Source organism: Stieleria neptunia (genome assembly GCF_007754155.1).
Classification (GTDB): domain Bacteria; phylum Planctomycetota; class Planctomycetia; order Pirellulales; family Pirellulaceae; genus Stieleria; species Stieleria neptunia.
Window position 1 is genome coordinate 8,900,347 of the sequence record NZ_CP037423.1, and the last position, 22,522, is coordinate 8,922,868.

General features: G+C 59.1%; 14 protein-coding genes. 1 reads left to right on the plus strand and 13 read right to left on the minus strand.

Translation table 11 applies throughout. The features are described 5' to 3' along the window. Positions 1 to 2,247, plus strand: a complete 2,247-nt coding sequence (locus tag Enr13x_RS31040) for an HlyD family efflux transporter periplasmic adaptor subunit (protein ID WP_197455474.1) — start codon at positions 1 to 3, stop codon at positions 2,245 to 2,247. A 75-nt stretch (positions 2,248 to 2,322) separates the two neighbouring features. Here Enr13x_RS31040 and Enr13x_RS31045 read toward each other — a convergent pair whose 3' ends face one another. From Enr13x_RS31045 to Enr13x_RS31105, 13 genes are all read right to left on the minus strand, one after another. Continuing rightward, entirely contained in the window at positions 2,323 to 4,635 is a 2,313-nt protein-coding gene (locus Enr13x_RS31045) for an esterase-like activity of phytase family protein (RefSeq protein WP_197455475.1), read from the minus strand. Positions 4,636 to 4,940: 305 nt separating this feature from the next. After that, positions 4,941 to 5,903 (minus strand): glycerophosphodiester phosphodiesterase, encoded by a 963-nt coding sequence (glpQ, locus tag Enr13x_RS31050; protein ID WP_145390818.1) that lies wholly within the window; start codon positions 5,901 to 5,903, stop codon positions 4,941 to 4,943. Continuing rightward, positions 5,900 to 6,673: a PIG-L deacetylase family protein gene (locus Enr13x_RS31055; protein ID WP_145390819.1), complete on the minus strand. Its 774-nt coding sequence runs from the start codon at positions 6,671 to 6,673 to the stop codon at positions 5,900 to 5,902. The genes glpQ and Enr13x_RS31055 overlap by 4 nt, the downstream gene beginning before the upstream one ends. 92 nt (positions 6,674 to 6,765) lie before the next feature. Beyond that, positions 6,766 to 7,158: a histidine kinase gene (locus Enr13x_RS31060; protein WP_231743883.1), complete on the minus strand. Its 393-nt coding sequence runs from the start codon at positions 7,156 to 7,158 to the stop codon at positions 6,766 to 6,768. Then, positions 7,155 to 8,000: a sugar phosphate isomerase/epimerase family protein gene (locus Enr13x_RS31065; RefSeq protein ID WP_145390820.1), complete on the minus strand. Its 846-nt coding sequence runs from the start codon at positions 7,998 to 8,000 to the stop codon at positions 7,155 to 7,157. The genes Enr13x_RS31060 and Enr13x_RS31065 overlap by 4 nt, the downstream gene beginning before the upstream one ends. Before the next feature lie 12 nt (positions 8,001 to 8,012). Next, positions 8,013 to 8,690 (minus strand): hypothetical protein, encoded by a 678-nt coding sequence (locus Enr13x_RS31070; RefSeq protein ID WP_145390821.1) that lies wholly within the window; start codon positions 8,688 to 8,690, stop codon positions 8,013 to 8,015. Between the two features lie 348 nt (positions 8,691 to 9,038). Continuing rightward, positions 9,039 to 9,524: a hypothetical protein gene (locus Enr13x_RS31075; protein ID WP_145390822.1), complete on the minus strand. Its 486-nt coding sequence runs from the start codon at positions 9,522 to 9,524 to the stop codon at positions 9,039 to 9,041. A gap of 175 nt (positions 9,525 to 9,699) precedes the next feature. Then, complete coding sequence (locus Enr13x_RS31080) at positions 9,700 to 13,836, minus strand: ELWxxDGT repeat protein (protein ID WP_145390823.1); 4,137 nt, start codon at positions 13,834 to 13,836, stop codon at positions 9,700 to 9,702. Positions 13,837 to 14,073: 237 nt separating this feature from the next. Further along, the gene (locus tag Enr13x_RS31085; RefSeq protein WP_197455476.1) at positions 14,074 to 15,276 is read right to left on the minus strand and encodes a TIGR03032 family protein; all 1,203 of its coding nucleotides are present in this window, start codon (positions 15,274 to 15,276) and stop codon (positions 14,074 to 14,076) included. A gap of 317 nt (positions 15,277 to 15,593) precedes the next feature. Continuing rightward, entirely contained in the window at positions 15,594 to 17,483 is a 1,890-nt protein-coding gene (locus Enr13x_RS31090; RefSeq protein WP_145390824.1) for a CRTAC1 family protein, read from the minus strand. Beyond that, on the minus strand, positions 17,455 to 20,517 hold the full coding sequence (locus Enr13x_RS31095) for a tetratricopeptide repeat protein (RefSeq protein ID WP_145390825.1): 3,063 nt from the start codon (positions 20,515 to 20,517) through the stop codon (positions 17,455 to 17,457). The genes Enr13x_RS31090 and Enr13x_RS31095 overlap by 29 nt, the downstream gene beginning before the upstream one ends. A 1,028-nt stretch (positions 20,518 to 21,545) precedes the next feature. Continuing rightward, on the minus strand, positions 21,546 to 22,109 hold the full coding sequence (locus Enr13x_RS31100; RefSeq protein WP_145390826.1) for an isochorismatase family protein: 564 nt from the start codon (positions 22,107 to 22,109) through the stop codon (positions 21,546 to 21,548). 34 nt (positions 22,110 to 22,143) lie between these two features. After that, the gene (locus tag Enr13x_RS31105) at positions 22,144 to 22,440 is read right to left on the minus strand and encodes an FmdB family zinc ribbon protein (protein WP_145390827.1); all 297 of its coding nucleotides are present in this window, start codon (positions 22,438 to 22,440) and stop codon (positions 22,144 to 22,146) included. Between the last annotated feature and the right edge of the window lie 82 nt (positions 22,441 to 22,522).

Sequence of the window (22,522 nt, forward strand, 5' to 3'; positions counted from 1 at the left end):
ATGACGCTGACGCCGCTTCGTGACCGCCGATCGCAAAGCTCCGCGAATTCACCGATCGGTTTGCGCAAACGCCCGGATCTGGTGTTCGTTCAAACCAATCACAAACACGATTCCGCGGTCGTCGTCAAAGACCCGATCGCGATGAAGTATCACCGCATGCGCGACGACGAGTGGTTCGTGCTGGATCGTCTGCGTCCAGACGTCTCGCTCGAATCCCTGCGTGACCAGTACGAGGCACGCTACCGCCCGGCCAAACTCTCGCTGTCACAATTAAACGATCTGCTGTTTCGTTTTCACCGACTGGGGTTGACCCTCTCGGACAGGGCAGGGCAGGGCGATCGGTTGTTGGAGAAACGACAGTCCGATCGACGACGACGCATCACCCAACAATTCTCGAGCATTCTGTTCTTGCGGTTCCCGGGGGTCGACCCCGAACCGCTGCTCAGGCGTTTGTATCCACTGGTCCGGCCGCTGCTGGGCGCCGCGGGCGTGGCGGCGATGTCGCTCCTGGCGGTCGCGGCGATCGTGACGTTGGCTTCCAACTGGGATCGTTTCGCGGCCGAGTTCCCGGCGATGCAACAGTGGTTTCAACTGCGCTGCGTTTTCACCCTGGCCGCCGTCCTGGGTGTCACCAAGGTGCTGCACGAACTCGGGCACGCGTTGGTCTGTAAACATTTCGGCGGGGAGTGCCATCAGATCGGCCCGATGCTGCTGGTGTTCACCCCGGCGCTCTATTGCGACACGTCGGATTCATGGATGTTGCCGAACCGTTTCGCCCGCGCCGCGGTCGGACTGGCCGGCATCGGCACCGAAGTTCTACTGGCATCGATCGCGACACTCCTGTGGGCATCCACGGGGCCGACGCTGATTCATTCGCTGGCCATGAATGTGATGGTCGTTTGCAGCGTCAGCACGGTCTTGTTCAACGCCAATCCGCTGCTGCGTTACGACGGTTATTATGTCTTGTCCGACCTGTGCGATGTGCCCAACCTGGGCCAGAAGTCGCGTGAATTGACGTCGCGACTGGCTGCAAGCCTGGCGTTCGGCGTCGCGGCGACCGATGAAGAACCGATCGGCCGCCGAGAACGGTTTTGGTTGGTCGTCTACGCCGTGATGGCGACCGTGTATCGCTGGGCACTCACGCTGCTGATCTTGTGGTTTCTGATGTTGATGCTGCGTCCCTACCGGTTGGAATCGCTCGGCATCGTGTTGTGCATCGTCGCCGCCGGCGGGTTGCTCGTTTCCAGCTTCCGTGGGCCCTTTTCGTTTCTCCGCCATCCTGGCAAAAGGAGACAGATTCGCATGAACCGATTGATCCGTTCCGGTTTGGTGATCGCGACACTGCTGGTCATCGCAAGCATTCCGTTTCCGTCCGGCGAATCGGCCGACGGCCGCGTCGTGCCCCGCGACGAGACACCGATCTACATTGCCACCGGAGGTCATCTGGATGACCTGGCCGTCTCGGCCGGCATGTCTGTGGACGAAGGTGATCTGATCGCGACGCTGTCCAACGCCGAAGTTGTCCATCAATTTTCAAAAACCGAAGCGAGGGTGAAGTCCCAACGCGAATTGGTCCAGACGTTGAAATCCAGCCGCTTACAACTTGCCGATGCCGCCAATGAATTGCCGGTCGCCGAATCCGTGCTCGTCGAATTGGAACAGCAACTCGAAACACATCGACGACGGCGTGAGGCGTTGAAGATCCGCTCGCCGTCGACGGGACGTTTGATCGCACCGCCACGGCGTTCACCGACGACGGAACCCACCGCGGGCCAAGCGACCGATCTGACGCTGACCCGATGGAGCGGCGATCCGACGGAGCCCCGAAACCGCGGTTGTTTTGTCGAACCCGGCACCGAATTGTTCACCGTGATCGGCGATGACCACTGGGATGCCGAACTGGTCGTCTCCGCATCCCAGGTCCAACGCATCAAGGTCTCAAACGAGGTCAAATTAGTCTTGGAATCCGATCCCGCGCACCCGCTGACCGGTACTGTCGCCGAGATCTCATCGAAACAATGGACCGTCGACGACAACCGACAACGACGCGACGATGAACAGGCGACGCGGATGGAGACGCCGACTGAAACGTCTTACGTCGTCCGCGTGGAACTCGACACGACCGACGCCATCGCCAAAGACGCATTGCGAACCGGATCCGATGTCTCGGCCAGGATCACCGCCGAACCGATTTCCGTCCTTGGCAGAACCGTTCGATTTCTGAATCGGTTGCTGCGGTTCCGGTAAGACGCCGGCTTGGGAAAGGAGTGACCCGATTCGAAGGGGGCAGGCCGTGACGCGTCCCGTTGGCATTGACTCGGCTCAGTCCGTGAAGATCGGACCGAGGTTGATCAACTGGGTTTCGCCGTTGGAATCCTCCACGCCATCGTTGTCGGTGACGATCAGAGCGTTGCCGGTCGGCAAGACCGTCAGCCCCTCGACTTTTTCGATGATCGCTCCGCCGGGTGCCAGCAGATCGGGGATCAGGTCACGGACAAGCCGCTTATGGACGACGGGGAACGCGGGTGCGTCGGCTTCGGGAAGCGGTTGCAGACCGCGGATCGAGAACTGATAGATGCGTTTGATCCGCGCGTCGCTGCCGGCTTGATTGTCGCGTTCGACCACGGCGAAGGTCTCGTCGTCCAGGCTGACGATTTCCGAAAGACCGACCCAGCCGCCCAGGGGCGAGGTCGGCAAATCGATCGGATAGTAGAAGAACGCCCACGAGTCTGTGGCGGGGTCGTATTGGCCGATTCGCACCCTGTCGTCCGGGTCACCGGCCCATTCGCGTTGAAACGCGACGTAGACCAATTCGTCGCCGTCGATCGCCGATCCGGTCGTCGTGACACCTTCCAACCCGAATCGAACTTGCTTGGAGGTCGTTTCCAAGGGCAGGGTGATGGTGTCCAGGATCGTTCCATCGGCGGCGACCTTGAGCAACAGATTGGGTGTCGCGAACGGGTTACCGGGATCGCCGACCGTTCCGGCGCCTTCCGACGCGACCCAGAATCCACCACCCTCGCGAACCGCGAGACCTTCGAGATCGAGATCGACGGGCGATCCATCGAGGGTCAAGACGATTTCGTCGGTGATCGTGGGCAGCGTCTGACTCAGATCGACACGGAACAATCGGCTGTTGGTGTAGTAGCTGTCGTGTGCGGTAAACAACTGCGATGCGTCGGTCGGATCCGCTGCCAGCGCGGACAGTGCCCCCCATGGAATCGGTGAACCGTCGTTTCGGTTTTCCGACACGATCGTCGGATAGGTCGGCGCGTCCTTGCCCAAACGATAGATCGAAATGCTTGATCGGAATTTGTCACCGCGAGAATCGTCTTCGGCGGCCGCCACAAACAACCCTCGCTGCGGGATCGCGTGCAGGCCTTCCGGTGCGACGCCGGTCGGCAGGACTTGTTTCAGTCCGCCGCGGAGATCGTACACCAAAACGACACTGGAGCGTTCCGAACCGACGAACAGCAGGTCGCGACCGCTGTAGCGACCGAATTCGACATTCTCCGGCTCGTTGCCTTTGTTTTCCGAGCGACTTTCGGGGTAGTGTCCCAACCGGGTCACCATGTGTTCGATGGTATTGCCGGCGTTGTAGAGGTCGACGCCGTTTTCCAGAAACAACGTGAAGCCTCGGCTGCCGCCATCCAAGTCACCTTCATCGGCAGTCGCAAAAACATCGTCGTCGATCCAGACCACTCCATCGGGTTCGCGGGGAACGTCACTCAGCGATGCGTTCGGTTCGATCAGATCGTTTTCCAGCGTGTCGATCTGATCCAGATGGTCGACCGTTCCGGCTGAAAAATCATCGACAATTCTGCCGCGTTTCAGATCGATGATCACAATGTGATTGTTTTCCTGAAGCGTGACGACGGCTTGGTTCTTGCGGTTGATGTCGACGAATTCCGGTTCCGGATCATCTGGGAACTGATCTGGAATACCGACCAAGTCGACGGTGCGGGTGGTCCATTTTCTTGGCGGACCTTTTAAATCGACGATGACAACAAATCCCGGCGGTGCTTGGGGCGGGCGACCGTCACCCAAGTCTTCGTCGCGTTCGTTTTCGATGGCGATGGCTGCGTACTTGCCGTCGGGGCTGACCGAGACCGCGTCGGGTTGTCCGCCCAAATCGAGCGTTGCGACGATGGTTCGCGTGCGAACATCGATGACTTGCAACAACCCCGAGGGATTGACGTAGTCGACGCTCGTGTTGACCGCGGCCAAGGCGTAACGCTTCGTGACCGCGACCGAGGTCGGTTCACCGCCGACGGCGACAATGCCATCGGCGATCGGATCGGCCGGATCGGCGATGTCAACAAATCCGATGTTTTCGGTTTGGCTGTCGGTGTAAACCAACGTCTTGCCGTTCGGTGTGCTGGTCACGATCTCCGCAACCGTTTCCGACTCCACGTCGGTGTTCAAGAACACGGGGAACGTTGCCACACGCTGAAAGAAGCGTTCGGGTTGATGGTGGTGTGGCGTCGATCGACCACGCCGCGATGAATCACGACGCTCGTCATCATCAGCGGCAACCTGTCCGGCACCGGCCGCCGCCAAACCCGCTGTCAGCATCAAGCCGGCGACCGCACTGCGGGACGATCGCAAAGAAAACACAAGGGAATCAGTCTTCATCAAGTGAGCTCCGTCAACATGAGATTCCATGGGGAATAGATGCACGCCATCCACCAGATGGAGCGAACCGGCGGGCACCAAAAAGAAAGAGGCGGAAGTCTGCCACGCCGACGTTAAGATCAAATGGGGCTCGCGTGAATTCTCTCAGTAGCTTCGCGCGGCGACCGAGCCCGATTGTCCAAGGCTTCTCGGGCCTGCGGAAAAAGGGTCAGGAGCCAATTTGGAAGAATAGGCAAACAGCATCCACCCATTTTACCAAATCGGCTCCTGACCCTTTTTCACCTGTCGCTGTTTTGAAAGGCCGCCTACCGCTTGGCCGAATCCGACAACAGCTGAAGGACTTGATCGGGATGGTCGCAGAACAGACCGTCGACCTCTGCTTGTCGGAGCGTGTCGATCAATTGCTGCAGCGTCGCACAACCGGCCGGCAAGTCGTCCGCCCGCACCGTCCACGGATGGACCGCCAAACCGAACCGGTGCGCCTCGGCCACCAGATCGGTCACGTTCGCCGCCCGGGAATCATCCCAGCGAACGACCGAGTTTAGGTTGGGACCGATGCCATCGACGACCTTCGCCAAATCGGCCAGCCCCTCAGGCGTCTTCATCCGGCTGTAATCGGTGCCCGATCGGGCGTCGTGACCGTCACCGACCAGCTGAATCAATCGTCCCTGATAAGACAACTCCTCGCGGATCCGACGGACTTCGAATTCATCGAAGCACTGCAAGAAACACAGATCGCTCTTCTTTCGATAACCGAATCGGTCCAACGATTGGAGCACGATGCTGGTCAAATCACAGCCTTCCTCGCGGTGCCAGGCCGGTTGCTTGATCTCGGGATAGATGCCCACCTGGCGGCCGGTCGTTCGGTTCAGGTTTTGGATAAAACGAATCTCTTCATCCAACGTGCAGATCCGAAACCCGCCGGCGCCGCCGGAATAGCGTCCCGAAAAAACATTCCGCCCGTTGCGGTGATCAAACCGCTCCAGGACCTCCAACGTTTTCAGTTCGGCGAGGGTGAAATCGATCGCGTAATAGCGACCGTCCGGACGACTGCGCCCATGAAATCGTCGCGCGACGTTGGTCACCGTGTCCAGATGAATGTCATGCAGCACGACCGGATGATGGTCCTTGGTCGCAACCACGTCCTGTTCCAAATAATCCGCGCCCATCGCATGGGCGATTCCCTTTGCCACCAGCGTATGCTCAGGCACATAGCCGCTTGCGCCGCGGTGCGCGATCACGATCGGCCCTGATACGGGGGCGGTCACGGCGCATCCGCCTCGACGATGATGTCGGCCAAACTGCTTCGCAACGGATCATCATCGGGTCCGCAGAATCCCCAGTGAAGGTGTTTCCGCCAACCCTCGGCGTACTCGAATTTACCGCTCATCTTTCCTGTTTCGGCGTTGATGTCACGCATCGTCTGCAGGTAACTGTCCATCCCCTGGCTTTCATCCAACCATTCCTTCTGGCTGGCATGGCAACCGAGCAACTCGACTTTCTTGTCGATCAAATCGGAATGGTCGACATAAAAATGCGGGATCACCAATTCGCCAAGCGGGGTCCGATTCCCGACCGGCTGGCAGTGATACACCGTGACCGGTTCATAAAACGACGGGACCGGCGGGTCGCTGACCAGATTGGGCATGCCATGCGAAAACGCGGCACTGACGGCCAGACGACAAGCGATCTCGTGATCCTCCATGTAGTCCGAGGGCGAATGGGTCAGCACCACCGAGGGCTTGGCTGTCCGCACGATCGCCGTGACTTTGGCCAGATTCTCAAAGCTGTAGGACGCAGCCATGTCGGGATAGATCGGATCATAAAACGTCGCCCCCATCTTCTCGCACGCATGCTTGGCCTCCGCCAACCGCGTCTTCGCACACGCTTCACGGTCCATCGTCGTGCTGCCACGCGAACCGTCACAGAGGTTGACGTAGTGTAGATCCCAGCCGCGCCGCGCGAGCTGTAACATCGTGCCGACCATCAGATATTCGATATCGTCTGGGTGGGCGGCAATCGCAAGAACCGAAGGCATCAAAATCTCCTTTCAAGGTCGCCGGACTCGGGAACCAAACCACAGCCCCGTTCCAGGCAGTCACCCATGTTCATCGTTGTCAATCGTCGCTGTCAATCATCGCCGCCGAATAAATTGCCGAGGGATCGATCAAATTGCCCTCGGGTCACGACAACGGGAATCCCCGCCTGCTTGGCCTTGTCCAACCGGGCAACTTGAACATGCGGCCCATACGCCAACACCTTCGCGCCCGGACAGACCTGACGACACCGATCCATCAATCCCTCGACGACACCACTTCGCGTCGCCAGGTCGACGATCACGTAGCCGATGTCACCGCGGTCGGGCAGCGACGCGGCCAGTTGAAACTCCAACCCCTCGGCCTCGGCGGCGGCGCGGACCCGCGACGCAAACATCAGGTCACCGGAGAGAAAGACGACGGCGGGCGCGCCGGCTGGATCGCCGGTCGGGTTCACGGATGCTTGGTCCTCGCGCGTTTCGCTCACTGGCGTTTTTCCATTTCCGATTTCATGAACGCCAGCCCCTCGGTGGCCAGTGTCATTTCATCAGAAAACATCTTCCGCCAGATCTTCGTGGCCGCCGCGATTTCGGGAAGCGCCAATCCGAACGCTTCGATCACCAGCCAACCGTCGTAGCCGCTCTTGGCGATGGCGTCGAAGTTCTCCTGCCAATTGACGCCACCCTTGCCGGGGGTGCTGCGATCGTTTTCGCTGATGTGGATGTGATACAGTTTGTCGCCGCCGGCCAGGACCGCGTCGGTCACGCTTTTTTCTTCGATGTTGCTGTGGAAGGTGTCGTACATCATGCCGCAAGCCGGATGATCGACCTCACGCACAAACCGCGCCGAATCGGCGTGGCAATTGAGCAGATAGCACTCGAATCGGTTCAACGCTTCGACGCCCAGACGCACGCCGACTTGGCCGGCGTGTTCGGCGACTTGCCGCATGCTGTCGACGCCCCATTTCCATTCGTCGTCGGTCGGGCCGGCACCGCTGAACAGCCCGATCGCCGAATGATAGGGGCCGACAAGCGTCTCGACGCCAGCGGCGGCACACAGATCCAGCGTCCGCTTCGTTAACTCGATCCCCTTTTGACGCACCGCGGCGTCGGGAGAAATCGGATTGTCTTCCTCGCCGCGAATCGTCACGCCGGTGCGCCCCAGCCCCAGTGAATCGAGCTGCTTGCCGATCGCGGCGTAATCCAGATCCAAATTAAAAATTGGCAATTCCACGCCGTCGAAACCGGCTGCCTTCAGTTTTTCACACACCGGGTACATCGCTTCGGTGACTTCGCCGCTCCACAGCAGCAGGTTCATGCCGTACTTCATTGATCGTTCATCCTAGGGAAGGGGTGGAAAAAGAGTCGATCCGTCGGGCGGAGTCAGGAATCGAACACGCCGGAATTCTACCAACTCGCTGGCTTCTTGGAGCCAGGGCAAAACCGAATCCGGCAATTCGGCCAAACCGACACGGCGCATCACCTGATTGAGCCGCATCAACAACTGGGTGTGATCCACGTAGTCGTACAAAAACCGGGCTTCGGCGTAGCGACGAATCGCGTCGGCCAATCGGTCGGTCGGTTTCCCGGTGATCTGATTGACGCACCGCTGGATCAATTCGGGCGACGTGTCATCGACCAATCGATAGTACCGCTCGATCAGCTCGGGTCGATCCCGAATCCACAAGGCATCCAACAAGATCTCGATCAGAATGTGCCCGACGAACATCGGGCGAAATCCGCGATCACCGGGCAACAAATCGCGCAGCCCCACGGCCAGTTGCAAATTGGACTCGACGAACGCCGACGTGTTGTGAAACCAACGATCGTCACGAATGTGATGCAAAATCCCGGTCGCGACGTCCCGCACCGCACCGTCGTCGGAATCAAGTGCCGCCGTCGCCATCCGCTCGCGGGCGCGAATTTTGCGGTCCACCACGCTCAAAAAATCCGGCACGCCCGTGCAGACCGCCACCAGCGGGTGGTCCAGATACGGTATCGCGTGGGAGAGAAAATTCATGCGGGGCAGGGTGGAGCGGGGACGACTCGGGGTCAATGGGTAGGAAAAACACGCTACTGAGTTCGAGTATCGCTGTCATCGTACTCGGACTCAACATAGTGGTACTCGTACTGCTACTTGACCTCGTTGACGAAGCTCTGGGATCGAGTACGAGTACCCGCGAAACGCCTGAGTACGAGTACGATCAGTAACAGCTGGCAAACCAGCTTGATTTCACGTCAAAGTGGCGCTGTTCAGCGAAGGATCGAACGGAAAAAAAGTGCGGATCCTGCGAGCGGGATAGGCTTCCAGCCTGTCATTCCAGCGTCGACAGGCTGGAAGCCTATCCCACTTATTTTCCGTGCGTTGCTAAGCAAGATACCGCTCGACCCCCGCCTGCGGATACCCGTCATAGAACCGTCGGATCCAGTGCCGCCCCGACCAGTGCTGCAGATGTTGCTCCCATCCCATTCGCTCCAAGAACCGGTCCGAGATCGATCCGTTGGAGACGTGGGCGACGATCGCCGACGCGCCCCGCAATCGTGCGATTTCATGCAACACGTGGCAGGCACCGACGAAGGACCGGTATCCGGCACGGCGGCCACTGCGGACATAGTCCAGTGTCAAAAATCCCGGCATCCCCAACGGCTGGTGATAATCCAACCAACACAGATCGTCGTCGGGTCGCCCGTAACGACTCTGCCACCAGACCTGCGCCATCGAAACGCTGCCGCACAGCCAGCGTCGTTCGATCCGCACCAGCTTGCCCGCCTGCATGACGATCCGTCCACACCGCCAGCGGCGGATCAGGTCCGGTCGTTGCTGGGGGTTCGTGATCGAGCGGGCGAACATCATCGTGGCCGGCGAGAGGTGAGAAGGGGATGCGTGGCGTGACCAACTCTAGCTCGCCGAAATCGCCGTGTTCGCGTTTAATTCGCGCTCGTTCCATCTTCGAAGGGTCACACGGTGCAACATTTCCCCACTGTGTACTGGAAGGGTGTCGAAGTGTTCCCCAACCGACGGGCCGCCCTCACTCGAAACTCAACGTCTTCAAAAACCGTTGACCGAAGCGGCCGTAGTCCTGGCCGTCAACATCACCGTCGCCGTCAACATCGAGCGATTCCTCAAACGCCGACACGCCCATCGGCTGCAGGAACGAGAGCCCGAACCGTCCGTAGTCTTGGCCGTCCACATCGCGGTCGCCATCGGTATCGCCAAAGAGTCGGAAGAAACGATCCGCCTCGACCGCCCCGTGAACGTAGTCGCCGGCCATCACGGATCCGCTGACCGGCGACGCGACCTGGGCGGCGAGCAAGGTCAGTTGATAATTGCCGTCGGCCAACGAATTCCGTAGCCCCGTCGTCCCGCCCGCGTCTCGATCGACCACCGATGGCCCGCTGCCGAACGTGACTTCGACAAATGTCTGTCCCAATTCGAAACGGCTGTCGACGATCAACGATGTCAGCTGCGTCTGCGTGTCACGATTGATCAGTTGAACCGCCGAGGCCGGCACCTCGACGTTACCGTCAAACACCACCGTCAGCTGATCAAGCGTCGAACGTTGTAACTCCTCAACCGGCGCGGCGGAATCGCCGCCGATCAGCACGTCGACCACCGACGGCGAGACTTCCTCGAGCACAAACAATTCGCGTCCGAAAGGACCATTCTCGGCGGCGAAATACAACTTGCCGCCGATCTGCAGGATCTCGTCGGGATGGCTGCCGAAGAACTCGGGCGGATACAAATCTTCCACCAACAAAGTGAGTGCGTCGCTACCATCGGTTGCCCACAGCTCGCGGTCGTTGTTGGTGGTACCGGCTGCACTAAAAAGCAATCGTTTGCCGGTGTCGTAGAGCGGCACCGGCTCGCTGCCGCCGCTGGATTGAATGTCGGACACAAGCATCGCGTTGCCGGCCACCCCGCTGGTCTTCCACAGCTCTGCACCGACGGTTCCATCCTCGGCGGCAAAGTAAATCTCCCCGAGTGCAGGAAAGAACCCGCCGGCGTTACTCGACCCGCCGCCCGGATTGATGTTGGCGATCTGGCTGGTGCCACCGCCGGTGCCGTCGGACCGGTAGGGCTCGAATCCGTCTGATCCGTTGTTGGCCGCGAAGTAAAGCGTGCCGTTGACATCGGTCAACCCGACCGGATCCGAGCCGTTGCCTCCGCCGCGAATGTCCGAAACGATTTCGGTGATTCCCAAGCTGTCCCTCCGCCACAACTCTCGCCCGTTGATGCCGTTGTCCGCGGTGAAGTACAACGCGTTGCCCACCACCGTCAACTCCTCCGGTGATGAATCAAACGTCCGATTCAGATTGCCCGGATCGACCACGGCATTGATGTCCCGAACCAAACTGACCGACGTCCCATCGGTTCGGAACAACTCGCGGCCGATATCCTTTCTGTCGACGCCGTCGGTCAAGGTCTCCGCGGAGGTATCGGCAGAGAAGTAGAGATAGCTATCAAGCGCCGTCAATTCCATCGGATTGCTTCCCGCCGAGCCCGGGATCAAGTCCCAGACCATTTCGGCCGGACCGCTGCCGTCGCTTTTCCAGAGCTCGTTTCCGTTGACCCCATCATCGGCCACGAAGTAGATCAGCCCATTGGAGATCACAAACACCGTCCCGTCTTCATCCAGCGGCACGGGCCGTCGATCGGACAGCTGGCGTGTCGGGCCGTTCGGGTCGGTCAGATAAACGCCTCCCTCGGTGCCGAGCGAGTTGTTGTAGAAAACGACTTGTTCGGTCAGGGCGCTGTACACCGTCAGGGTCGAGATCCTGTCGGTGCTTGAGGGAGAAATGTCTTCGAACAATTCTACCGTCCCGGCCACGGTATCCGCTTTCCAAATCGCCTCGCCGTTGAGCCCATCATCGGCGACGAAATAGATGTCGGTGCCGAATTGAACCAGATCCCTGACGTTGGCGTCATCGGTCGATGGATTCAGATTGACCAACGTTTCGGTGTTCAACGGATCCCCGTCGGTGATCCACAACTCACGGTCACGTGCCAAATCGGTCGTCGTAAACAGCAAACTGCCGCCCAGTTCACCGAACAACACCGGTGCACCATCCAGCGGGGCGCCATACAAGTCATTGCCCGGCAACGAGTCGAGGACCTGCATCGTGCCCTCTTCGGTCCCATCGGACAACCAAAGCTCCAATCCATCACCGAAGACGTCATCGGCCGCAAAGAACAACTTGTCGCCGACCTGGGTCAATTGAAACGGGTTGGAACTGCCCGTCGGGGCGATGTCCTTGACGATCTCGGTGCCGGCGGTCGTCCCATCGGTTTTGTGCAATTCGCGACCGGCGTCAGCAAACTGTGTCGTGCCGGCACTCAAATCGGCCGACAACGTCGCACCGACGACAAACGCTTGGGTGGGCCCGTCGGGGAAACCCGGGAACGTCGAATTGCCGAGCGACAATCGAACCGTTGCGGTGGTCACCGACGCACCGCCGGGGTCGGTCAGATTGACATTGTTGGCGTCGCGACCGAGGTACCAATTATCGAGCTCGGGGCCCGAGACGGTCGTGGAACTTGTCGGCGTCGCGTTGCCGTTGAGAAACAACTCAAACAACAGCCCCTCTTCACTTAACGCGGTCGCATCCGTCAATTCGTTCCCCGACGCGAAGCCTGAAAAACGGAGATTCGTCAAACCGTCAGAATCAGCAATCGTCCATTCCCATGCGTTGACCGCCAGCTCACCATTGTTGTCGATATCTTCGACGTACAAGTCGCCGACTTCGATCGATTGCAGCCCGACGCCCGCGTCACCGATGCGGGCGCCCGACGAGACCCAACCCAAATTGTTGTCGGATCCCCCTTGTGTCGTGCTATTGAACCGGATCGAATCATCGAACCCCGACAACGTTCCGCCGTAGGGCGTCGTCTGCTCGGCGACGATCCCCGCATAGTTGCCATTGGCCACGCGTGAATTGTCCGCCGTCATCGTCGGCGAACTCACCGAAATCGTCGTGGCGGGCACCACCCCGTTGGCGGCAAAGAACAAGGTCTCGCCGACGACTTCAAAATCGATCGGCGTGGATGAACCGAGTCCACGTGTCGTGTCGGCGACCAACGTGATCGCGGAACCGTCGGACTTGTACAAGTGACGTCCGCTGGTTCCATCGGTGGCCGAAAAAAACAGCTCTGCCCCGAACGGAGTCAGCTCCTCAGGGTACGACGAACCGCTCGGGTTCAAATCAAACACCCGCACCGTCCCCGCTTCGGTTCCATCACTTTTGTATAACTCCACCCCGTCGGTGTAGTCTTCGGCGACAAAGAACAGCAGCCCGTTGTGGCTGGTCAAGTAGGTGGGATAGGAACTGAACGTCGGATCGTCGTCGGCGGTGCCGGGATCCGTGCCCGGATCAATCCCCAGATCCTTCACCATCACCGTCCCTTCGGCGGTCCCATTGCTCTTCCAAAGTTCACGGTTGTAGTAACCGTAATCGTAGCTGGTGAAGAACAGCGTGCCGTTGACGTCGGTCAACTCTTGCGGACGATCGATCACCTGTTGGTCGGCATTGATGTCTTTGACCATCGCGGTGCCCCCCGACGTGCCGTCGTGAGCCCAGAGCTCGTAGCCTTTCGACGGTTGCCCCCCGAACTCCGCTTGATACGCGGTGAAAAACAGTTTCGATCCCGAAGCGGTCAGGTCGGTCAAGTAATACACGCCCACCGCATCGGCATCAAAGACCTTGACCGTCCCCGCTTCGGTTCCGTCGCTTTTCCACAAATCGGTTTCGCCGGTCTCGTCCAATGCGGTGAAAAACAACTCGTTTCCGAGCACGGTCAATTCCGCGGGCGATGACGTGTCCGGCCCCGGCAACAGGTCTTTCACCATCTCCGTGCCGTCGACCGTCCCATCGGTTTTCCAAAGCTCGGTTCCATGCATACCGTCATCGGCGACGAAGAACGATTCATCGCCGAACCGAACCACGTCATCGATCCCCGACGACACGCCGAGCATGTTGATGTCCTGGAACAGGTCAATCGCGAACGTCAACAGACGACGGCTTTCCAGCGTTTCGATCGACGCCCCCAAGCGCCGACGACGCGAACGACGAACACGCGTTCGATGCCGTTTCGCATTGCCTGGTCCAGACAATCGTGTCCGCAACGGGAACCGCGATTCTGCCGATCGTCGCGATCGCAATCCATCCATAGGGGCTTCTCAATCGAGGTTTAGCGTGAGGAGGATGAAGCAAACCGCAGGGGTTCACACCGACGTGCTGCGGCGCTGACGCTGAGCCGGAAACGGCCCCATGGAAGGCGACGTCGGTAGCGGCCGACGCGGCCTCCAAGGCGATTTGATCTGACTTCACCGAAGGATAAGGGTGGCAGTATAAACAAACCGAACGTTCCAAGCCGCAAAATCGGACGATTCAGCAGGTCCGTTTTCTCAGCAGGTCCGTTTTCTTTGAACGCAATCGCCACTCGCTCCACCGACGATCGCATCAACTTGATCGCCACGCGGCACCACCCATACGGGCAACTGCTGATCCTCTCGTGGATAGGGACCGCATACCACCGTTCGCCTGCTGCTTTGAATCACTTGCACATCAAACAGTTCCTCGACGCCGCTCTCGAACTCCAGAAACGCCAGACTCTGCCCCGACACCCAGTCGATCACGACAATGCCACAGCGCATCGCGGCCCGATCCTGACAAATCGGCACCCCTCCGAAAACCGACGTTTCTCTCGCCCGGCTCATCCCCACAAAGGCGTACCGGCCATGGAACGCCAACCCCCGTCCGTAGCCCGGATAGGACGCCACCTCCTCGGCCTGGCCGCTTTGCGGATCGACCGTGACCAGTTTTCCCCGACCACTATCCAGCATGAAAACCTTTCCGTCATGCAACCGCGGAGAATGGGGCATGCAGAAACCGCCCGCGACCACCTGCCCACTGGGCACATCGATCAGCACCCCGCCGTCGGACTTGTGTTCGCGCCAGCCTCGCGCCGCATCACTTGTTCCCAACGCGCTGACATACTTGGGCCGTCCCGCTTCCATCGCCATCCCGTTGAGATGACAACGGTCTTGTGGCGCCAATTCCGTGATGAACGGGGGCTGCCAGCGTGGAACAAAATTAAAGTCCTCGTGCAACGTCGACAGACACGAAAACAACGTGTTCACGATCCACAATTGGCCATCGGCCCCCCACTGCATTTCATGCACATGGATGTTGCCCGTCACAAACGACTCTCGGGCCAGGTAAGCTCGGTCATAGGTCCCCGCGGGGTCGACTTGGCGTGCCAGCGATCCACCATCGCGAAGAAACCAAATCACGTTCGGCCCCCCGACTGCGATCGACGACGTCTTCACCCCGATCGCATCCGACGCCTGCCGTGGCGGTGCAATCCCCATCGCCTGTTGAAAATTCGAAAACCCCAAATGAAGTTGACCGTCGCAGGCACCGACGCTGACCACTTTCCCCGCCGCATAGGTCGAAACCAATAACGAACAACCGAGGTGCTCAAGCAACGGAACAAATTTCGAACTGTGCCGAAAGTTGATCTCGCGCATCGCGGTGGGCCGCTCGGGTCCGCCCACCGCGGCATCGTCCGAGGCCGCTGCTGGTTGCTGCTGGTTGTCCATCGACATCGTTGGGGTTGAACGGGAGCTTCGATCGGTGCGGCAACGCCCCCGAGCCGCGAGGTCGTTTGGGATTCAAAGCCACCCTCCCTCGCTGCCAGGTAACGCTGTGAAACGTATCTTCCCTGTGTTTCATGATGTTTTAGCGGTAGGGCGCAAGCCCTCCGGTTCCTCCTCGGTGCCAAAACACCGGAGGGCTCGCGCCCTACCGCTAACAAATGCATCTCATCGGTTCAGCGTCGTCCGACCTTCACCGTGGCGGGAAACGCAGAATACGCGTCCCCCGCCTAGATCACAAGCATCCGTTCACAACCATCGACCGCAGCCTACGGGGTCACCGCCGATGCCGGTCGCTCGATCACGTGGCTTTGATCGACCGCCAACGGCTGCAGTTCCTGGCGCAGTCCGTCGGCCCACTGGACGACGATGCGATCGACTCGATCGGCGGTACCCAGGCCGAACGTGAGCGGCAGCTCGACTTGCGAAAGATAGCTTCGCGTCGGCATCACTTGTTGACGGATGACCTGATCGCCCACCGTCAGTTCGACCCACGAACCGATCGCGTCGCGATTGCAGTGCCGCCCGTCGCCTTTCAATCGCAAACGCAGCCAATGATGGCCGAGCTGTTGATCATTGCGCAACAAACGCGGACCGCGGCCGGTTGCTGTGATCAACAGATCCAAGTCGCCGTCCTGATCGATGTCGGCATACGCAGCGCCACGGCCAGGCATCGGTCGCAACAAATCCGCACCGACCTGCATCTCGTTCATCGCCAGAAACTCCGTCCCGTGCTGCGGCCCGGCGTTCCAGAACAACTGGGGCGGCTGTTCGTAATGCTGGCTCGGCTGCACGCGGTTGATGTCCTCTTCCAAGTGACCGTTGGCACAGAACAGGTCCGATCGACCATCTAGATCACAATCCAGATACACCAAACCGAACGTCAACAATAAACGCGTGCTCGGGCCCAATCCGGTCGAGACGGCTTCGTCGTAAAACTGCATCCGCCCCAACTTGGTCACGTACAGCGCCGTCATCTCGTTGGAAAAGTTTCCGATGGCGACGGCGAGAGCTTTGCGTCCACGAAACGAAGCGACATCAATTCCCATTGCACCGCGGGCGTTGCCGCTGGAATCAAATGCGATTCCGGTGAGCGCCCCGACTTCGCTGAAATGGCCTTCACCGTCGTTGCTGAGCAACAGGTTTTGCACGGTATCGTTGGCGACGATCACGTCCAACGTTCCGTTGGTGTCAAAGTCACAAAACGCCAGTCCCAGCGATTTGGACAACGGCACCCCGGTCGACTGATTCTGGATCTGAACCCCGGCCTGCTCGGACACATCGGTGAATGTGCCGTCACCGTCATTGCGGTACAGATAGGGATAGGTGCCTTCAAAATTCTGCGGACGCCCGTAGGCTCTGCCGCCTCCGACCAGTTGAAAATTCTGGGACTGATCGTACTCCCGGCTCCAGCCGACGTAGTTACAGACGAACAGATCCAGATCACCGTCGTTGTCGTAATCGAACCAACCGGCGCTGGTGCTCCACCGATCCGCCTGGCCACCCACGCCAGCCGCTTCGGTGACGTCGTCAAACCGCCCGTCGCCGAGATTGCGAAACAGATGGTTCCGACCGATGCCGGTGATGAACACATCGACATGATCATCGTTGTCATAGTCCCCGACCGCGACACCCATTGCATAGTCAGACAGGTTTAACCCCGATGCTTCGCTGACATCAACGAATTGATCGCCGTCGTTGCGATACAGCATCGAGGTCTCGGTCCGCCCGCTCGGCGGATCCCAGGGCCAGTCTTTGCTGTTGATGAACAAGATGTCTTGATCGCCGTCGTTGTCGTAATCAAAGATCGCCGTGCCCCCGCCCATCGTCTCGGGCAATAGTTTGTCACCGACGGCGCCGTTGTTGTGAACAAACTCGATTCCGACCTGTACGGTGATGTCGGTGAAGGGCACCGTCGGCACCTGGACGTCGGGCATTTCGCGGATACTGACTGTCGCCAGCTCGGATTCGCGTACCGGTGGTGCGGCCTCCGGCCGTGACAAATAAAACACGAGTGCCCCGCCGACGGCGACCAGTGCGACGAGGGCCAGCAACGACCACCGCAGCGCTCGGCCGATTTCGGCGTCGTCGCGGAGAACCTCCTCTTCCTCACCATCGACTGCTTTGGGATCAATCTCTACCGCCTGCGGATGTGACATCGGTGGCCTCCTTTTCTTCTTGACGGGTAATCGCTTTCGTTTCATCGGATTCGGGTTGGTTTAGATGGCGATCGAGCGAGTAGATCACGACCTTCTCGGCCGCGTGATTCGCCGCGGGATACTTTTCGCGGGCCAGCCGGATGGCACGGCCCTGGGCATTGTCATCCGGCTTGTACCGAAGATGCAGTTCGCGGTGTAAGGTCGCGTTCTCCGTGCCCCCCACCGTCTCATACAACAGCTGCAAATTGTGGTGTGCCGTCACGTTTTCGGGATCGATTTGCAAGGTCGTTTTGAACCTTTCAATCGCTTCCTTGTAGTGATATAGAGCTGTCATTTTCGTGTCCCCCAACGCCTCATACAACTGCTGCAAATTGTAGAGTGCCGTCACGTTTTCGGGATCGACTTCCAGTATCTTCTCGAACTTTGCAATCCCTTCCCTATAGATGCGTTCGCTTTCCTCGACTGCTTCGCCTTCCCCCAGGGACGCACGGACACCCTCCTGGCGATCAAAAGTACGCCCCTGATCGAACAATGTTTGTCCCAACGTGTTGATGACTTCAATGTCCAAACTGAAATCAAATCCGCGACGTCGCATGTCCTCGGTGTTGTCTTCCAATACGCTCCGCAAGTTCTGCTCGGCTTCGACGAGTCGGCCTTGCTGCGAGTTGACCACACCGGACAACCAGGCCCACGTCCAACGTGGGAATCCCTCGGTGTCACTGTAGCTCTCGGCCCGGTTGAGCGCTTCGACGGCTTCGTCCAAACGCCCTTCCAAGTTCAGCACGCGGGCCAGGTTCATCGGGCCGTCATAACGGTCCAGCTTTTCGACTTCGGTGAACGCCTCTTCGGCCTGACGCAATTCCGCTTTGCCTTTCAATAACAGACCGATGCCATAGTCGTTCCAGCGTTGCCAATCGGGGATGTCACGCGGTGCGTTTTCCACGTCCTGGTCGATCCCGTCGACCGGAAAGACGATCGAATCCACCGCCAGCGTGGTGATCGGCAGCTCGTTGGTGTACTCCTGGCCCGGCTGGTGGCCACGAATGATCCGACCGAACTGCTCATTCTTCTTCGCCACAAAGTCCATGTACCGTTGATCAAACTTTCGGTACTGCAGTTTCAACTCGACGTTGATCGGCGCGGTGACGTCATCTGGAATCGTCAGCCCATAGTGCACCGTCTGTCCCGCACCCGGCGGAATTTGATGGTTGTACAAGGGCGTGAAAATGTTCTGCGGATTTCGCCGATCGATGCGGTTGCCGTCTTTGTCCAACATGAACACGTTGACAAAGTGCGACCAGGGATCCACTTCGTTGTAATTCTGTGGATTGATCGCTCCACTACGCCCGATCACTCGATCGCCGCTGGTCACCGTCACGTCCAGCCAGATCTCATTGGAATCCACCGTGCCCTGCGAGAAGAGGTGTCCCAGTTTTAAGGTTCGGATCACCGTTTCCAGCAAATAGGTTTCGCCCGGCTTCAACGCAGGCACTTCGGGACGCAACGGCGCCGTCAGTTTTCCGTCGATTTCCCCTTCCTCGCGGATCCCGAAAATGTCGACCCGCATCACGTCCTTCAAGTACTCTTGGTGCGCGACGATGATGTCGTCGCGATCGCGCAACCACGCGATCCCCGTATTGGCCGATGGGAACAGGTGATCGTGGACACTCAGCTCCGTCGCGTCATCAAACATCTTGGCACCAAAATCGTCCGAGGCGACCAACGGCATGTGACACTTGCTGCAATTGTCCACGGCTTTGGGCGGGTAATAAAAACTTCGCGCCCCGTGGCCGGAGACGCCGCTGAAGAGATAGGGATCGTAGTGGTTTTGGCCGCGCAAAAATTCCTTGTAGTGATTGAGCGCCTCGGGCAAGTGCACCTTGTGGCACGTCGAACAGAACTCAGCCGTCTTGTGGAACGGTTTTAGAAACGTCTTCTTGTGAAACGACGGCTTGGCTTTGACCAGCTGGTTGTTGATCCACTGCAACGCTGCATTGTCGCTATTGGCAAAGGGATAATGCAGCGGTTCCTCGATCGTGTAGTCCGCATTGCCACGCACGCTGTTGACATTCGTGATCGCGTGACAGGACGTGCAGGTGATCCCGGCGCTGGCGGTCTTGTGTTCCAACATGTCGAACTTCGGGTCGTCAAACGCGCCCGAGAAAAACGGCACCGGGTCGTGACATCCGGCGCACCACCTGGACGCCTGGACCGATCCGTCGCGTTCCAGCGACACCTCCCGCGTCTCACTGACACTGGCGAAATAGGGCGGGTTATTGAAGGAACTGAAACGGTGAACGCTGTCGCTCCAGTCCTTGTGAATATCGGCATGACACTTCAAACAATACTCATCATTCATCAACGCGTCGGCGGGAATGAAGTTGCCGCTGGCCGTCCGCGCCAACGAAGGTTCAAAGTACTGCGTTCCCGATTCCGGTCCGACGGCATTCCACTGTCGCGGGTCCTGCATTTGCAACACCACCATCGCCGCGATCGCGACACCGGCGACACCGGCAAACGTCATTCCGATCCGCCATTTGATCCGTGGCCCGGCCAGCCGATGCAACCAGTACAGCCAAACGGCCGCCAACGGGCATGCCACGTGCAACCAATACACGGTGTTGCGGGCGACGGGTTGCTTGAGATCGAACCCGCCGATCCGCACCAGCAACAGTCCCGTCGCGAGAATCAATAAGCTGGCGGCAAACAAGGCATAGCCGATCCGCACCGCCCGTCGGTTGCGGCGGTTCTTGGTGTTCCACAGGTGCACGAACCCAAAAATCACCAGCGGCAAAATCAAGATCAGCCCCAGCACCAAATGGGCCAGGAACATGTATTGGTAATAGAAATCCTGGTAGGTTTCGTCGCGCAACCACTCCATCAACGTGACGATGGCCAGATAACCGGAGTTGGCGAACAGCAGAGCAACAAGAACAAAAATAAAATAAAGCAACTTCCGAAGACGTGGGCCGACGGCGCGGACGTACTTCTTGCGCGGCACCGCGGAGGCGGTGCCCGAAGCAACGGATGACATCGAATATTTCCTAGCGAGATTGATTGACTACAACACAGGGCGTCGATCCCCGCCGCGCGGGAATCATCGCGACCTGACCGAAACCGTTCACAGGCTTCGGTCCAACGTCACACCATCGATCGTCGCAATGGATCGCGCTGCGCGGGCGGGAGAACTTGGGATAGACTTCCAGCCTATCTGTTCAGCAGCGACAGGCTGGAATCCTATCCCACTCTCCAACAGACCGACCGTCGGCAAAACAAGATGCCGGCGGTTTGACGTTAGCGACGACGAACGAACTAGGCCTGGGGAGGTCGCTCGATCGGGTGCGCGTGACCGCTAGGAAGGATCAAAGAATCGTCGCGACCAAACCGCACCGGGAACAATTCCGGCTGGGGGCGGTGATCCGACGGGCAAACCGCGTCGTGATGGTCACGTTGGACCTGGGTCGCCGGCGGTAACGGGGGCACACTCGGCCCAGAAGGTGACTGCCGACACAACGGACCGTCACACGATCGCGGAGCCGAGGGTTCGTCGACAACGTCGCCACCCTGCTGTGACATCGCGTGCGGTGACATCGAAACATCATCCGGATGGGCCAACCAATCGCCACAACTTGCATCGGCACGGCGCGACGTCAGCACGCTCGCCGTGAAGAGGACAAGAAGGAGTAGACAGAGATGACGCAACATTAGGCCCGGTTCAGTGTAGACGATCGACCCCTTAAGGCTATCGCGTGGCCATCCCGATGTCAACGAAATGTTCGCCGGAACGATGATCACTGCCCCCCCCAGAAAGGGCCGCGATGTGAAGCACCGTTGTAGCGGAACGGCGCGAGCGGGCTGTCGATTTAGTCGGGATCTGCTGAGTCAACGGTGAGCCGCTGGCCGTGAGGCCTCGGGCTGCGTCTGAGTGCCCGGCCGCTTACGCGTCGCGGCTCACAAAAACGACAGACCGCGAGCCGTCCGGTTTCAGCGTGTCAGCCTCGGAGGGCTCGCGCCGTGCCGCTAGCCAATGTTTCCCAGAAGTGGCACTGCGCTGACCTCCGACTACAACCCTTTCACGATCCGGCTGATCGCTTTGAATTGGGGATGATCGGCGGTGCCGAGCCACTGGAACAGGACCGATTCTAAACTGGTGATCGTCACGCCCAGCGAACGCATCTGCTCGATCGCCAGTTCATGTTCCCATCCCCCGCGCGCCGCAACCGCCTCGGCGACAACGACCGGATGCAGCCCTTCTTCGACCAGATCCAGCACCGTCTGCAAGACGCAGACGTGGGTTTCGATCCCGCAGATCAGAATCTGGTCGCGTCCGGCGGCAATCCACGCGTCCAGCTCGCGGCGGCAAACCGCGGACGAGAAATCCAGCTTCTCTTCGGCGTTGGGAAACCGGCCATCGAGCGGCTCGACCAATCCGCCAAGCCCTTTTGGGTATTGCACGGTCGCCGCCGAGGGAATCTCCAACAACTCCGCCGCTGCCAGCAACGACTCGGTGAACTGCACCGCGTCCTCACCGGAGGGGACGACCGGAACCAGTTTCTCTTGAAAATCGATCACCAACACGGCCGAACGTTCGGCAAACAATCGGCGCGTGGACAACTGGTGCGGCATGCTAAACCTCGGGGAGAGCGTTCGACGATCGGGCTCAGTCGCCCGATTTCGACTTGCCACTCGGCTTGGATTTCGAATCGCCGGACTTGGACTCGGACTTCGACTCGGTCGACTTCTTGTCCGCCTTGGCAGCCTTCTTGTAGCCCTCGCTGCGATAATCGGTTTGATAAAAACCGCTGCCCTTGAACACGATCGCGGCACCGCTGCCGAACAACCGCTTCAGTTTCAATTTACCGCACTCCGGGCACTTCTTCTTGACCGGATCGTTGATGCCTTGGAACAGTTCCATTTCGTGTCCGCAGGCACCGCATTCGTAGTCATAGGTCGGCATCGATGTGATTCCAATGATAGATGAATTGCAAAACCAAACTTTTGGTTAGTGTTTTGAGTGTGTCTAACCTTGAAGCGATTCC

Bases quoted from the DNA above. Each gene is read 5' to 3' on its own strand.
- Enr13x_RS31040 (WP_197455474.1), top strand. From the start codon at position 1: ATGACGCTGACGCCGCTTCGTGACCGCCGATCGCAAAGCTCCGCGAAT.
- Enr13x_RS31045 (WP_197455475.1), bottom strand. From the start codon at position 4,635: ATGAAGACTGATTCCCTTGTGTTTTCTTTGCGATCGTCCCGCAGTGCG.
- Enr13x_RS31055 (WP_145390819.1), bottom strand. From the start codon at position 6,673: ATGCCTTCGGTTCTTGCGATTGCCGCCCACCCAGACGATATCGAATAT.
- Enr13x_RS31065 (WP_145390820.1), bottom strand. From the start codon at position 8,000: ATGAAGTACGGCATGAACCTGCTGCTGTGGAGCGGCGAAGTCACCGAA.
- Enr13x_RS31070 (WP_145390821.1), bottom strand. From the start codon at position 8,690: ATGAATTTTCTCTCCCACGCGATACCGTATCTGGACCACCCGCTGGTG.
- Enr13x_RS31075 (WP_145390822.1), bottom strand. From the start codon at position 9,524: ATGATGTTCGCCCGCTCGATCACGAACCCCCAGCAACGACCGGACCTG.
- Enr13x_RS31080 (WP_145390823.1), bottom strand. From the start codon at position 13,836: ATGGATGGATTGCGATCGCGACGATCGGCAGAATCGCGGTTCCCGTTG.
- Enr13x_RS31085 (WP_197455476.1), bottom strand. From the start codon at position 15,276: ATGTCGATGGACAACCAGCAGCAACCAGCAGCGGCCTCGGACGATGCC.
- Enr13x_RS31090 (WP_145390824.1), bottom strand. From the start codon at position 17,483: ATGTCACATCCGCAGGCGGTAGAGATTGATCCCAAAGCAGTCGATGGT.
- Enr13x_RS31095 (WP_145390825.1), bottom strand. From the start codon at position 20,517: ATGTCATCCGTTGCTTCGGGCACCGCCTCCGCGGTGCCGCGCAAGAAG.
- Enr13x_RS31100 (WP_145390826.1), bottom strand. From the start codon at position 22,109: ATGCCGCACCAGTTGTCCACGCGCCGATTGTTTGCCGAACGTTCGGCC.
- Enr13x_RS31105 (WP_145390827.1), bottom strand. From the start codon at position 22,440: ATGCCGACCTATGACTACGAATGCGGTGCCTGCGGACACGAAATGGAA.